Genomic DNA, 13607 nt, shown 5'->3' on the forward strand with positions numbered 1-13607 from the left:
GGCAACCCGGCATAGACCGCGACCGACCGCCCCGAAACCCGCCCGCCCAAATCCGTCGCCCTCGAACTAACTTAAAACGGATCTCCCACCCGCACGATCTTCATCGCGTTCGTGCCGCCGGCTTGCCCCATCGGCTCGCCCACAGTCAACACGACCATATCGCCGCGAGCGGCATACCCCTTCGATACCACCACCTCCAGCGCCTGCTGAAGCGCAACATCGCGATCGGTGTTCGTATCCAGGTGCAACGACGTCACGTTCCGATAAAGCGCCATCGTCCGCTCACTGCCAATGCGCGGCGTCAGCGCAAAAATGGGCACATGCGACCAGTGCCGCGACATCCACAACGCCGTCGCCCCGGACTCCGTCAAAGCAACAATCGCCTTCGCGCCCAAGTGGTAAGCCGTGAACAACGCACCCATCGCAATGGATTGATCAATCCGCGTGAAGGTGCGATCAAGGAAATCCTTGTCCAGCTCGCTCTGCTCAGACTTCTCAGCCTCAAGGCAAATCGCCGCCATGGTCTCGATGGTCGTCACCGGATATTTACCCGCCGCCGTCTCCGCCGACAACATCACCGCATCCGTACCGTCCAGCACCGCATTCGCCACATCAGACACTTCAGCACGCGTAGGCACAGGCGCATGGATCATCGACTCCATCATCTGCGTAGCGGTAATCACAAACTTGTTCGACTCGCGCGCCATCCGGATCATGCGTTTTTGCAATGCCGGCACAGCCGCATTACCCACTTCCACCGCCAGATCGCCTCGCGCAACCATGATGCCGTCCGACGCATCAAGAATGCCCTGCAACGCCGGAATGGCTTCCGCACGCTCGATCTTCGCGATCATCTTCGGCTTGATGCCATAAGGCGCACCCGCGATGTTCGCCAACTGCCGCGCCATCTCCATGTCCGTGGCGTTCTTCGGAAACGATACCGCCACAAAGTCCGCGCCAAGGGACATCGCCGTCTTGATGTCCTCCATGTCCTTCTCGGTCAGCGCCGGCGCCGTCAGGCCGCCGCCCTGCCGGTTGATGCCCTTGTTGTTCGATAGATCACCGCCCACTTTCACGGTGGTATGGATCTCTTCGCCAATCACACGAACCACGTCGAGCACGATCAACCCGTCGTTCAGCAACAGCACGTCGTTCGCGCGCAAGTCACGCGGCAGATCGGGGTAATCCAGGCCAACACGTTCGTCATTGCCCAATTCACAACGAGCATCGAGGATGAACGAATTGCCCGCAATCAACGTGACCTTGCCGTTTTCAAACTTGCCCACGCGAATCTTCGGGCCTTGCAAATCAGCCATCAACGCCACTTCACGACCGCATTGCTTGGCGGCGTCGCGAACGTATTGCGCGCGCTGGCGGTGATCGTCGGCCGTGCCGTGCGAGAAGTTGAAGCGGACCACATCGAGACCTGCCTGCATCATTTGCAGCAGGATCTCAGGGGTACTGGAAGCGGGGCCGATAGTGGCGACAATCTTTGTAGCGCGATGCATGGAATTCCTCGTCTGGGTGGTATCGCCTGAAACAGCGCTGCGAGTACGGTGTGCCGACGGGGATGAAGATGTCTCCGCCTGCGAACGCGCGCCGGCTCGGGCCGGCGTCGCTTTGTGATGGCTATTCGATAGCTGTCCGGCGACCGGAATCAGCGACGCGCTCGCGCCACCAATCATGACCGCCGTTTCCTTGCTGATTTCCTTGCTGATTTCCTTGCTGATTTCCTTGCTGATTTCCTTGCTCGTTTCCTGCTTTGAATCCGAACCACGCCGGGCCGGCGTCGCAGCGGAACGCTCCGACCTGGCCGGAGCGCGAGCGGGGTTGAGGGGTTTGCCCCCAACCTGCACCCTCGATCCAATTTCTGCAGCCACCGACAAACCCGCGTCAGCGGCCAACTCTTCTTTATTTGCAGCACCTACGGACTCGGGACGATCGCTCTTCGACGTGGCTCGTTTCATCGGCTCAGGCCCGCGACTCGAGCACTTCCACCGCCGGCAGCGTCTTGCCTTCCAAAAACTCCAGGAACGCGCCGCCGCCAGTCGATATATAGCTGATCTTGTCGTGGATGCCGTACTTCTGGATGGCCGCGAGCGTGTCGCCGCCACCTGCAATAGAAAACGCCGATGAGTTCGCAATCGCATCCGCCAACGTCTTCGTGCCATTGCCGAACTGGTCGAATTCGAACACGCCAACCGGTCCGTTCCACACGATCGTGCCCGCCTTCTCCAACTGCGCGGCAAGCGCCTTGGCGGTGTCCGGGCCGATATCGAGGATCAGGTCGTCGTCCTGCACCTGGTCCACCGCTTTCGTTTCTGCCTTGGCGGTCGCGGCAAATTCCTTCGCAGTCACGACGTCGCTCGGAATGGGCACCGACGCCCCACGCGCCCGCGCTTCGCTGATGATGGTCCTGGCTTCATCGACGAGATCCTTCTCCGCCAGCGACTTGCCGATGTTCAACCCCGACGCGAGCATGAACGTATTGGCAATGCCGCCGCCCACGATCAACTGGTCCACTTTCTCGGCCAGCGACTTGAGGATGGTGAGTTTCGTCGATACCTTCGATCCCGCGACAATGGCGACCAGCGGGCGCTTCGGCTCGCCGAGCGCCTTGCCCAATGCATCCAGTTCAGCGGCAAGCAGCGGTCCGGCGCAGGCCACGGGCGCGTATTTCGCAATGCCATGCGTGGTGGCTTCCGCACGATGCGCGGTGCCGAACGCGTCGTTCACATAGATATCGCAGAGTTTGGCGAGCTTCTGTGACAGCGCGTCGTCGTTTTTCTTCTCACCCTTGTTGCAGCGGCAGTTTTCGAGCAGCACGACCTGGCCCGGCTGCACCTGCACACCGTCAACCCAATCGGCGATCAGCGGCACTTCGCGGCCGAGCAATTCGCCGAGGCGCCTGGCCACCGGCGCAAGCGAGTCTTGCGGCTTGAACTGCCCTTCCGTCGGGCGGCCGAGATGGGACGTGACCATCACGGCGGCGCCTGCTGCCAGCGCTTGCTGGATCGCCGGCACCGAGGCGCGCACGCGCGTGTCTTCGGTGATGTTGCCCTGGTCGTCCTGCGGGACGTTGAGGTCGGCTCGGATGAAAACACGTTTGCCGGACACTTTGCCTTCGGCGATCAGATCGGTGAAACGCAATACTTTCGTCATGGGAGTCAGCGGGTGAGCGAGTAATTGGAAAGCGGTTCGGGCGAGTTGAATCTGCGCGCCGTGGATTTATGCCAGCGGGCTCACAAAGGTCGCTACGGGGAAAGTGAAGTGCTCGGGAACATCCCGGTGGTAAGCCGGCGTGCGCGCGACATCGCAAGGCGGCCAGCGCCAAGCGGAGGATTCGAGCAAGGATTCGAACAAGCAAGGGACAACGAAACGAGACGTGCCGCGCCTTCCGCCCGCCACCTGGAGGCCCAGACGACGAGGCGTTGCAGCGAAGAATGGAGCGAGTGAAGCTGGTGTGCGATGACTGCCGGATACACGTTTCGACCTCATTCGATACGACAGCGAGAGCGCCATTTTAACCGATACCCATGCCCGTTCGACGCAGGAAACGCAAATCCCCAGGATTCGGGATCCGCGAGTTTGCAATGGCTTACACGACACGCCGCATGACGCGCCGCAGCAAAATCAGCTTCAGGTGAACAGCCGCAACACCGTGAAGACAATCATGCCGACGACAATCGTCCCGAGCATGCCCCGGCGCCATAGAAACCAGGCGAGACCGCAGAGCGAAGCGTAGAGCGCGTGATTTGAGAAAGCGATCGACAGGCCGGCCGGCGTAGTCAGCAGGTCGGGCACGACGACCGCAACCAGTGCCGCAGCCGGCGCATAGCGCAGCGCGCGCTGCACACGCTCGGGCAGGATCATGCGCTCGCCGCCCATCAGGAACAGCGCGCGCGTGATGCCCGTGATCAGCCCCATGCCTGCAATGGCCAGCCAGACTTGCGCGGCGCTCATCGGGCGCTCCGGGTGCGCTTGGGGCTGACCGGCGATTGGTCGAGATCGGATGGCTGGGGATCGAATGAGGGATTCAGCGGCTCGGCGTCGGTGAGGTGCGGAGCGGAGTTTTCCGCACGCCTTGGCGCGCCGCTGGTTTTGCGTCCTGTTCCCAGCTTCTCCGCCATGACGTCGACAAATGTTCCGGCGAGCAGGGCCGCCGCCACGGCCAGCGGTAGAGAAAGCCGATACGGCAGGTCAAGCGCAATCAACGCGATCACGCTCGCCACGCCAACAGCCGCCAGCGTGGAGCGCGTCGCGATAGCCGAGACGATCAGCGGAATCAGCGCAAGCGTACCGGCGAGCTCGAGGCCCCAGTTATCGGGGAAAAGGCTCGCGAGCAGGATTCCCGCTATGGACGACACTTGCCACGAGGACCAGCTCGTCGCCGCCATGCCCCAGAAAAACGCCTCCTTGCCGGGCTGATAGCCGGTCGGGAAATTACGCTTCTGGAACATCAGGTAAATGATGTCGCCATTGAAATAACCGAGCACCAGCCGGCGGCGCAGCGGCAAATAGGCGAAATGGGGCGCAAGCCCTGCGCTGAAAATGACGAACCGCAGGTTGACCATGGCGGCGGTCAGCAGGATGGTCCAGAGCGGCAGCTTCGCGGCGAACAACGGCAGCACAGCCAATTGCGACGATCCCGCGTAGGCCGCGAGCGACATGCCGAGAGCCTGCGGCACGGTCAGCACGGACTTCGCCATTGCAATGCCGGTGACGAGACCCCACGAAAACGTGGCCGGAACCGCCGGAGAAAGGGTTTTGACGCCATCGAGAAACGCGCGTCGGTTGAGGTCTGACAGGCGGTCGAACATGGAGATTGGTGCGAGTCGCGGTGTGCTTGCGCGGTTGAGCGGCGGATCCGATGGAACTGGCGAAGAACGGGCTTTGTCCGAACGATTAGCACAGACCCGCCGCGGATCGAGCCTGAATCGCTGCCTGAATCGCAGTCTGAATCGCAGTCTGAAGCGCGGTCTGAAGCGACCCGATACAAGACCCGGGACCGTCGCGCCGAGCCTTGAATCACGCCCGGTTTCACGCCTGATCAGGCCAACCGATCCAGACGGCGGGCTTTCGGACCTGCCTCACGGCTGGCTTTCGAACCGCAACTTTGACTGCGCCCTGAGCACGTCGCGTGACGGCGAAAGGCAAATTATAGCGTCGTGAAAGGTGCCAAATGGCCGACAGCGCCCATTTTTTAATCGAAAAGACGCTAAAATGACGGTCTTTGGCCGCCCCGTTGTTTACCGGTTTTGCGCTGGAATCCCATGCCCCGCGCGCTGTCCACGGACAGGCGCCACGGACCGGAACAACGCGTAGAAGCCCGTTGTCATCGTCACGCTGTTCAAGCTGGCGTGACAAGCAGGCGAGATACGCTGGCGCAAACGGGCGGCCCACTCAACATCTGCACACTACTCGCCAGGAGAAATCGTATGTCAATGGCCGACCGCGACGGCAAGATCTGGATGGATGGCAAGCTGATCGACTGGCGCGACGCCAACATCCACGTGCTCACCCACACGCTGCACTACGGCATGGGCGTTTTTGAAGGCGTGCGCGCCTACAAGACCGGCAACGGCACGTCGATCTTCCGCCTGAAAGACCACACCAAGCGCCTGCTCAACTCCGCCAAGATCTTCCAGATGGAAGTGCCGTTCGACCACGCAACGCTTGAAGCCGCGCAACTCGAAGTGGTCGGCGTGAACAAGCTGGAATCGTGCTACATCCGGCCGATCATCTGGGTGGGATCGGAAAAGCTGGGGGTATCGGCGAAAGGCAACACCATTCACGTCGCGATCGCCGCGTGGCCGTGGGGCGCCTATCTTGGCGACGACGGCATTGCGAAGGGCATCCGCGTGAAAACGTCGTCGTTCACGCGCCATCATGTGAACGTCTCCATGGTCCGCGCGAAGGCGTCGGGCTGGTACGTGAACTCGATTCTCGCGAATCAGGAAGCCATCACCGACGGTTACGACGAAGCGCTGTTGCTCGACGTGGACGGCTACGTGTCCGAAGGCTCCGGCGAAAACTTCTTCCTGGTGAACAACGGCAAGCTGTACACGCCCGACCTGGCTTCGTGCCTGGACGGCATCACGCGCGACACGGTCATCACGCTCGCACGCGACTTCGGCATTCAGGTAATTGAAAAGCGCATCACCCGGGACGAGGTCTACACCTGCGACGAAGCGTTTTTCACCGGCACGGCCGCTGAAGTCACGCCGATCCGCGAGTTGGACAATCGCACCATCGGCGAAGGCAAGCGTGGTCCGATCACCGAAAAGCTGCAAAGCGCTTTCTTCGATGTCGTGAGCGGCAAGAACGAAAAGTACGCCGATTGGCTTGCGCAAGTTAAGTGACGCAAGTGAAGTAACTTAACGTGCAACCCGACGCATGACGTGCGGCGGTGAACTGGTTTTTTGAGTTTTCAGGAATACCGGACTCGAAAAAAATAAGGTTCACCGCGTCCCCAGACTAGAACGAACGAGATTCCTCATGAGCGAACTGAAGGAAATGCCGCTGGTCCAGTTGTCGGCGAAAGATGTGCCGGCGTTCTGCCCGAACCCCAACATGCCGCGCTGGAGCACGCATCCGCGCGTTTTCCTCGATATTTCCCACGGCGAAGCACGTTGCCCGTATTGCGGCACGCGCTACAAGCTGAAAGACGGCGAACACATCAAGGGTCATTGAATCTTCGTCTTCGCGAAGCAAGCGGCATGCGGTTTGAACCACGCCGCCCGCTTGGTCTTCGCGGCCACCAGCGATGCTGTGCCGCAACCAGCCGATGCTGCCGCCGACCCCGTTGAATACCGCGCTCCGGCCGCGCTCGATGTTTTGAAGGCACAACACCTCGCGCCTCGACGCCAGACAGGCCGGTTACCGGACGCTGGATGCCGGGCGCCCTCACCCCCAATTGCCACAACGCGCCCGCCCACATGGTGTGAGCTGCGTTAATTTTGAGACTGGAACTTACATAGATGCGTCGCGCGTTGGTTATCGCACCGAACTGGATTGGTGACGCATTGATGGCGCAGCCGCTGTTTTCGCTGCTCAAGAAACTGCATCCGCGCATTGTCATCGATGCTGTCGCGCCCGCCTGGGTCGCGCCCGTGCTGGAACGCATGCCCGAGATCCACGACGTCTACGCCACCGATCTCGCCCACGGCAAGCTGCAAATGCTGCGTCGCTGGCAACTCGCGAGCGATCTGCGCGACGTGGGTTACGACGCCGCGTATGTGCTGCCGAATTCGTTCAAATCGGCGCTGATTCCGTGGATGGCGGGGGTCAACCTGCGGGTCGGCTATACGGGCGAAAGCCGTTATGGCCTGCTCAACGTGCGGCACGCGAATCCGGCCAAGGGTCAACGTCCGCCCATGGTGAGCCAGTACGCCGCCCTCGCCTACGCGCCGGGTGCGAAGCTGCCGTGGCTGCAGGAAAACGCCACGGTTCCCATGCCGGTACCGCGACTCGATGCCGACCTGAACGAAGCGGCGCGCGTCTCCGCCCGCTTCAATCTCGACACGCGCGCGCCGCTCGTCGTGTTTTGTCCGGGCGCGGAATACGGTCCGGCAAAACGCTGGCCGCCGGAGCATTTCGCGGCGCTCGCGCAGTTCATCGCGCAGTCGTTTCCGTATGCGCGGATCGTCGCGCTCGGGTCGCCGAAAGATTCGCCCATCGCCCAGGCCATTGCCGATCGCGCGCCGAACGTGCGCAACCTGTGCGGGCAAACGTCGCTCGGCGAAGCTTGCGCGCTGATCTCGCGCGCGAGCGCCGTGGTCACCAACGATTCCGGCCTGATGCACGTGGCCGCCGCGCTGCGCCGCCCGCTGGTGGCGGTGTTCGGCTCGACCGACCCGCGCCACACACCGCCACTCTCCGATCTCGCAAAGGTACAATGGCTGCACCTCGAATGCAGTCCGTGCTTTGCCCGCGAGTGTCCGCTGGGTCATTTGAACTGTTTGCGTGAACTCGGCGCCGAGCAGGTTTTCGGCGATCTACGCGGCATGTTGATGATGCAGCGTCATTAAAGCGGGTTGGGTTGAAGCAGCTTCGGCGCCACGGCTCATGCTGATCGAGCAAGACTCGCCGGCCGCTTCAGCTTCAAGGACTGCTTCAAAGACTGCTTCATGACTTCGTCAGGGCGGCGTCCGCCACGCCAGATTCCCCGGCGCCGCGACCGCGTCCTCCCGATTCCCGATTCCCGATCGATGGAGCGTTTGCGGTATCGGTTCCTGACATGCCAATGTCCCTAAGCCGGGGCATGCTTTTGAAACTTGACCGAACCGTGGCGTTCACTGTCCGAGAACATCAGGCGCCATGCATCGACCGTTAGAGACCCACTAGCCATGCCACGTTTTGCCCGCCTCTTCGAAGCCGCCGCCGATACCCTCAACGCCTATTACCAGGCTGTCGCGGAGGGCAATATCGACAGCATCATGGCGCTCTGGATCGACGAGGAATTCGCCACCTTCATCTGTGCGGACGGCTCGCATCTGAGCGGCCTGGACAGCGTTCGCGCGGGCCTTGCGACGCAACTGGAGAACCGGCCGGTCACGGTCGAGCCGCTCGATATCCGCGTATACGACAGTCTCGGCACCGTGGTCTACGCCATCGCCGAAGCGCATCAGCCCGCCGAACCGGGCAGCTCGCCCGCCATGGTGTTCAGCACCTATGTGATGGTCCACGAACGTGGGGAATGGCGCATTGCACATATCCACGCTAGTGCGATGCCAGACGAAGCAGCAAACCAAATTGCTGCGAAAATGCGACACGGACAAGGTCCGCTGCATTGACATCGGTTTTGCGGGTACGCTGGGCAGGGTAGCCGGCGTCCGCGGCTCGACAATTGCTCTGCCAGTCTGATCGGCAGACCGTCGGCATCCGTTCGCATCCTGCTTCCTGTTTGAAGACGCGCCATGAAACGCGATCACGCTCATCTCATTCCTGACGCTCCGGCGCTGGATACCCCCTCTGCGCTTGAGCAGACCGCTTCGGCCGCTCTCGACGCAGTGAGCCAAACAACGCTTGAACCGCTGGCCGAATGGCTGTATCGAGCGCCTCGATGGCTACCCACCGCGCATGCGCAGACTATCGTGCCGGCGTTGTTCGCACCGCGGCCGGCGGTGAAATACCGGCGGGAACGATGGACGACTCCGGACGGCGATTTCATCGATCTCGACTGGCTGGCTTATGACGCCGATGGTGAAGGTGAAGGCAACAAACGCGTTCATGCCGATGCCGCCACCGCACACGCCTCGCAGCCTGCGCCGCGCGAGCTTCGAAACGCCGTTGCCACATCGTTCGATGAAGCCGCGGCTTTGCACGATCACGTTAGCCTCGACACAGTAGCGGCGCGAGGGGCGAATCCCCCTCCCGATCCAGCCGCACCGCTCTTTGTGCTCTTCCACAGACTTGAAGGCAGCTCGAACTCCCACTACGCACGCGTGCTGATGGCCGAAGCGAAAGCGCGCGGCTGGTTTGGCGTCGTGCCGCATTTCCGCAGTTGTGGCGGATCGATGAATCTCCTCCCTCGCTTCTACCATCTTGCCGATAGCGCCGAAGTCGACTGGGTCTTGCGTCGTTTGAAGGCGCAACATCCGGGGCCGGTGATCGCGGCGGGGGTATCGCTGGGCGGCAACGTGCTGCTGCGCTGGTTGTGCGAGCAGGAACAGGACGCGGCCGCCATTCTGGACGCTGCCGCCGCGATCTCCGCACCGCTTGATGTCCACGCCGGCGGCCACTCCATATCGCAGGGTTTCGGCATGGTCTACACGCGCAGCTTTCTCAAGACGCTCAAGCGCAAGGCGCTGGCGAAACTCGACCAGTATCCCGGCCTGTTCGACCGCGACGCCATGCTCGCGGCCCGCACCATGCATGCCTTCGATAACGCCGTGACCGCGCCGCTCCATGGTTTTCGCGATACCGAAGACTACTGGACCCGCGCCACCACCCGGCCCTATCTGCCTCGCATCGCCATTCCCACGCTGCTTCTGAACGCCCGCAACGATCCGTTTCTGCCTGGGCGAGTGTTGCCGTCGGCGGCGGAGGTTTCAGCGGCCGTGACGCTCGATCAACCCGCGCATGGCGGACACGTCGGGTTTATGACGGGGCCGTTTCCGGGGCGGATCGACTGGTTGTCGCAGCGGGTGTTCGGCTATTTGCAGACCCATGTGCATCATGTGCACCACGTGCACCACGTGCACCACGTGCATCATGCAGCACACCAAACGGATTCCGAGCATGGATGAGATTGTCAAACAAGCGTTGGCCAAATGGCCCAATGTCCCGCATTGCACCGGCTGGCTGCTGCTTGATCGCCGCGGTCAGTGGCGCATGCGCGACGACGCCACTCAGGCGGCAGGCCTTCCCGGCGACATCATCCGGCACGACGCGTTGCTGGGCTTCATCAACCGCAACTACGCCGCCGATGCCGACGGTCAGTGGTTCTTTCAAAACGGCCCGCAACGCGTGTATGTGGAATTGGGTTACACGCCGTGGATCGTGCGGCTGAGTGAAGTGGATGACGCGATGGATGACGCGACGGATGACGCGACTGACCGCGTGCTGCGGCTGACGGATCACGCTGGCGGACGGTTTGAGCCGACAGCGGTCTGGCTCGACGATGAAGGCGGTGTGCTGTTTTCAGATGGCGCCGATGCCCGTGATGGCTTGTATGCGCCGCGTGTCGCCGCATTGCACGATCACGATCTCGATCTGTTTTCCACACACGCCGATCTCGACGATGACGGCGGCGTATTCCATTTCGCGGCTGGCCTGGATCTGGCGCTGGGGCGTATCAATCGAGCCGATGTGCCGGGCAAGTTTGGCTTCGTTACCAGCCCGGCGGCGAAAGCGGCAGCCTTGTAGTGCGAAAGCGAAAACGACTTGAAGGGCTTATCGTAGCAGCGTGTGCGCGCCCGGATCGCCCGCGCGCCGCTGTTATGATGAGCGCCCGTTGCAAGGAGAGGTTATGTCCGGACTTACACATTTCGATGCTTCTGGCGAAGCGCACATGGTCGATGTCGGCGACAAAAGCGAGACGCGCCGTGTAGCCATCGCGCGCGGTTCGATCGTCATGCTGCCCGCCACGCTTGCGCTGATCCGCGACGGCAAGGCTAAAAAAGGTGATGTGCTCGGCGTCGCGCGAATTGCAGCAATCCAGGGCGCGAAACGCACTTCCGATCTGATCCCGTTATGCCATCCGCTGGCATTGACGCGAGTGGCGGTGGATTTTTCCATCGATGAAAACCTGCCCGGCGTCTTTTGCGAGGTACGTGTGGAAACGGTCGGGCGCACAGGCGTGGAGATGGAAGCGCTGACCGCCGTGCAAGTGGGACTGCTGACGGTTTATGACATGTGCAAAGCAGTGGATCGCGCAATGACGATCACCAATGTGAAAGTGCTGGAGAAGCACGGCGGGAAATCGGGGGATTGGGTGGCGGGGCGCTGATCACGGGCGCCTGAATATCGCCGCGTGTACTAATCCTTGGTAAATCGCTGTCGCTGCTTGATGACCAGCATTGATAGCCGACAATGTTGAGCCGAGAAAAAGGCAGTTCCAACGCAAGTCGGAACTGCCTTTGTTTTTAGCCGCGATCGATCTCTTCGGATTTGAGACTCTCAGTTACAGCGAAGTCATCGATCAAGCCGCTGTATCAATCATCCCCATCATCACTATCATCGTCAGTAGCCGACGGGGCGGGTACGCCATACATCTTCATCAACTCGGCCTTGAACCCGGCCAGCGGCTTACCCTGATCGTCGAGCAACTGATAAAGATCCGCCAGTTGTTGTGGCCAGTCGTGAAGCTCGGTGGAGAATATCTTCAACCGGGCGATGGTATCGAGCGCGTCCTGCGACTGGCCGGCCAGCGCCTGCAGCACCGCATAGCGTCGCAACACCGTTTCCCCAGGCAACAGCGCCAGCGCCTGACGATGCATCACAAGCTTGTTGGCGAGGTCCTGGCTGTTCATCGGCATCAACGTCGCGGCACCATACTCCCCCCAGGCGCCGAACAAAAACGACGGATCCGCACGATATTGCTCAGCCGGTTGCGAACCGTAATAGAGCACTTCCGACCGGTTGTAATCGCGCAAGATGGGATACAGCGAAGCCAGTCCAAGCACCACCAGCACAACATACAACCCATAGGAAAACGACCGCGACACCCAGCGCAACGGCCGCGTTTCGAGCAAGCCGAAGATCAGCATCGCGGGCATCAGGTAGAACATGTACTGCTGCGGATACTCAACCAGCGCATGCATCATCAGCACGCCGAGCAGCGACAGCGCGAAAATCCGCGCAGGCGTATGCGGCGCACGCAGCACGCGCACGAGCCAGCACACCACGCTGAACAACACGATCGCCATGCCGAGCAGACCGGTTTTCGCCAGCAGGTCGATGAATATATCGTGCGAATTGTTCGCGATCTCCACACCGCCAAGCTCCCGCACGAACTCGAACTGATGCAGCGGGAACTCGCCCCAGCCAACGCCCAGCAACGGATGCGTCAGGAACATGGTCCAGCCGTACTTCCAGAGCGCAAGGCGCGGCGCGATCTGATTCGCGTCCTGCATCCGCTGCGCCGCCGATTGACCAAGTTCAAGCTGAAAACGCAAGTTCGCCCAGCGAATGGCTGCGTTCACCGCGAAGAACAACACCAGCAGCACGATCGGAATCAGCCACGCGCGCGTTTTGCTGCGACCCGCACGACTGGCGGGACCATCCGGATCGTCGGCCACCGTCGAACGGCCCTGAATGAAGGCCATCCACAATCCCGCGACCATGATCACGCCCATCTGCAACCACGGCCCCCGCGACACGGTCAACGCGAGGCCCGCTGAAAATATCGTGGACAAGACGAGCCATACGATTACCGGCAGGCGTCGTGTCTGCACCAGATACAGCGCACCCGCTGTCGCGAACGCAATGTACGTGGCAAGGTGATTCGCCTGGGCCATGTTGCCGAACGGCCGCCGTTCGATCGTAACGTTGTAGGCGACCACGAACGGCGAAAACTTCGGCTCCATGTGGAACAACTGCACGACCTGGCAGAACACGGCGAACAGGCCACCGACGATCAACGCCGCCGCGCCCCAGCGCAACGCCTTTTCGCCCAGACCCGCGCGCACGAAGCCGTAACCCGTATGCACCGCGATAAACGATGCCAGCAAATAGCCGCCGCCGAGCCAGTTCATCGACGGCTGCGACACCGGCAAAACAACCGTCTGCGCGACGAGCAGCAAGCCGAGCACGAGCGGCATCAACGCGATGACCGGCGTCGCAAATGGCACGCGTGGCTCGGACAAACGCGCGATCAGCGCCATTCCCCCGCCAAGCGCCAGGAACAGTGCCAGCGCGCTGAACTCGGCGTAGAAGGTTGGAATGGGATAGGTGTGGTTGACGACCGCGAACGGAATCGTCAGTGCCAGACAGAGGACAGCAAGAGAAAAGTAGCGCGCGATGTTTGAAGGCATGTGGGGTCGGGAACGTCGGCAACCGGCGCACTATACAAAAAATTACTCATGCTGTGCGGCGCCTGGCATGAAATGCGCCGAAAACACCGTCATTCCTGAAAATTCCGTGGTGGTTTCGGCAAAACATCG

General features: G+C 61.4%; 12 protein-coding genes. 7 read left to right on the forward strand and 5 right to left on the reverse strand.

All coding sequences use genetic code 11. The features are described from left to right. Window positions 1–71 precede the first annotated feature (71 nt). From pyk to BSU04_RS24410, 4 genes are all read right to left on the reverse strand, one after another. A complete protein-coding gene (gene pyk / locus BSU04_RS24395) occupies window positions 72–1508 on the reverse strand; it encodes a pyruvate kinase (RefSeq protein WP_089163082.1) in 1437 nt (478 codons plus the stop codon). A 463-nt stretch (window positions 1509–1971) separates the two neighbouring features. Next, on the reverse strand, window positions 1972–3162 hold the full coding sequence (locus BSU04_RS24400) for a phosphoglycerate kinase (RefSeq protein WP_089162986.1): 1191 nt from the start codon (window positions 3160–3162) through the stop codon (window positions 1972–1974). A 477-nt stretch (window positions 3163–3639) separates the two neighbouring features. Further along, on the reverse strand, window positions 3640–3963 hold the full coding sequence (locus tag BSU04_RS24405) for an AzlD domain-containing protein (protein WP_089162987.1): 324 nt from the start codon (window positions 3961–3963) through the stop codon (window positions 3640–3642). After that, on the reverse strand, window positions 3960–4820 hold the full coding sequence (locus BSU04_RS24410; RefSeq protein ID WP_089162988.1) for an AzlC family ABC transporter permease: 861 nt from the start codon (window positions 4818–4820) through the stop codon (window positions 3960–3962). Before BSU04_RS24410 ends, BSU04_RS24405 begins: the two co-directional genes overlap by 4 nt. A 618-nt stretch (window positions 4821–5438) precedes the next feature. On the opposite strand from BSU04_RS24410, the gene BSU04_RS24420 reads away from it, so the two are divergent. The 7 genes from BSU04_RS24420 (at window position 5439) to moaC (ending at window position 11452) form a co-directional block, all read left to right on the forward strand. Then, entirely contained in the window at window positions 5439–6362 is a 924-nt protein-coding gene (locus BSU04_RS24420) for a branched-chain amino acid transaminase (protein WP_089162990.1), read from the forward strand. A gap of 136 nt (window positions 6363–6498) precedes the next feature. Continuing rightward, the gene (locus BSU04_RS24425) at window positions 6499–6693 is read left to right on the forward strand and encodes a zinc-finger domain-containing protein (RefSeq protein ID WP_031359576.1); all 195 of its coding nucleotides are present in this window, start codon (window positions 6499–6501) and stop codon (window positions 6691–6693) included. A gap of 287 nt (window positions 6694–6980) precedes the next feature. Continuing rightward, window positions 6981–8030, forward strand: a complete 1050-nt coding sequence (gene waaF, locus BSU04_RS24430; protein ID WP_089162991.1) for a lipopolysaccharide heptosyltransferase II — start codon at window positions 6981–6983, stop codon at window positions 8028–8030. Window positions 8031–8348: 318 nt separating this feature from the next. Further along, complete coding sequence (locus tag BSU04_RS24435; protein ID WP_089162992.1) at window positions 8349–8795, forward strand: nuclear transport factor 2 family protein; 447 nt, start codon at window positions 8349–8351, stop codon at window positions 8793–8795. A gap of 123 nt (window positions 8796–8918) precedes the next feature. Further along, the gene (locus BSU04_RS24440; protein ID WP_089162993.1) at window positions 8919–10250 is read left to right on the forward strand and encodes a YheT family hydrolase; all 1332 of its coding nucleotides are present in this window, start codon (window positions 8919–8921) and stop codon (window positions 10248–10250) included. Then, window positions 10243–10869 carry a DUF2946 family protein gene (locus BSU04_RS24445; protein ID WP_089162994.1) on the forward strand — a complete coding sequence of 209 codons (627 nt, stop codon included), beginning with the start codon at window positions 10243–10245 and terminating at the stop codon, window positions 10867–10869. Before BSU04_RS24440 ends, BSU04_RS24445 begins: the two co-directional genes overlap by 8 nt. 103 nt (window positions 10870–10972) lie before the next feature. Beyond that, on the forward strand, window positions 10973–11452 hold the full coding sequence (moaC, locus tag BSU04_RS24450; protein ID WP_089162995.1) for a cyclic pyranopterin monophosphate synthase MoaC: 480 nt from the start codon (window positions 10973–10975) through the stop codon (window positions 11450–11452). 205 nt (window positions 11453–11657) lie between these two features. On the opposite strand, the gene BSU04_RS24455 is transcribed toward moaC, so the two are convergent. Beyond that, the gene (locus BSU04_RS24455; RefSeq protein ID WP_089162996.1) at window positions 11658–13478 is read right to left on the reverse strand and encodes a PglL family O-oligosaccharyltransferase; all 1821 of its coding nucleotides are present in this window, start codon (window positions 13476–13478) and stop codon (window positions 11658–11660) included. Window positions 13479–13607 lie beyond the last annotated feature (129 nt).

Source organism: Caballeronia sordidicola (genome assembly GCF_002220365.1).
Taxonomy (GTDB): domain Bacteria; phylum Pseudomonadota; class Gammaproteobacteria; order Burkholderiales; family Burkholderiaceae; genus Caballeronia; species Caballeronia sordidicola_C.

What these genes read in the sequence shown, in the direction of transcription:
- BSU04_RS24435 (WP_089162992.1), top strand. Translation starts at nt 8,349, where the DNA reads ATGCCACGTTTTGCCCGCCTCTTCGAAGCCGCCGCCGATACCCTCAAC.
- BSU04_RS24440 (WP_089162993.1), top strand. Translation starts at nt 8,919, where the DNA reads ATGAAACGCGATCACGCTCATCTCATTCCTGACGCTCCGGCGCTGGAT.
- waaF (WP_089162991.1), top strand. Translation starts at nt 6,981, where the DNA reads ATGCGTCGCGCGTTGGTTATCGCACCGAACTGGATTGGTGACGCATTG.
- BSU04_RS24455 (WP_089162996.1), bottom strand. Translation starts at nt 13,478, where the DNA reads ATGCCTTCAAACATCGCGCGCTACTTTTCTCTTGCTGTCCTCTGTCTG.
- moaC (WP_089162995.1), top strand. Translation starts at nt 10,973, where the DNA reads ATGTCCGGACTTACACATTTCGATGCTTCTGGCGAAGCGCACATGGTC.
- BSU04_RS24410 (WP_089162988.1), bottom strand. Translation starts at nt 4,820, where the DNA reads ATGTTCGACCGCCTGTCAGACCTCAACCGACGCGCGTTTCTCGATGGC.
- BSU04_RS24420 (WP_089162990.1), top strand. Translation starts at nt 5,439, where the DNA reads ATGTCAATGGCCGACCGCGACGGCAAGATCTGGATGGATGGCAAGCTG.
- BSU04_RS24425 (WP_031359576.1), top strand. Translation starts at nt 6,499, where the DNA reads ATGAGCGAACTGAAGGAAATGCCGCTGGTCCAGTTGTCGGCGAAAGAT.
- pyk (WP_089163082.1), bottom strand. Translation starts at nt 1,508, where the DNA reads ATGCATCGCGCTACAAAGATTGTCGCCACTATCGGCCCCGCTTCCAGT.
- BSU04_RS24405 (WP_089162987.1), bottom strand. Translation starts at nt 3,963, where the DNA reads ATGAGCGCCGCGCAAGTCTGGCTGGCCATTGCAGGCATGGGGCTGATC.
- BSU04_RS24445 (WP_089162994.1), top strand. Translation starts at nt 10,243, where the DNA reads ATGGATGAGATTGTCAAACAAGCGTTGGCCAAATGGCCCAATGTCCCG.
- BSU04_RS24400 (WP_089162986.1), bottom strand. Translation starts at nt 3,162, where the DNA reads ATGACGAAAGTATTGCGTTTCACCGATCTGATCGCCGAAGGCAAAGTG.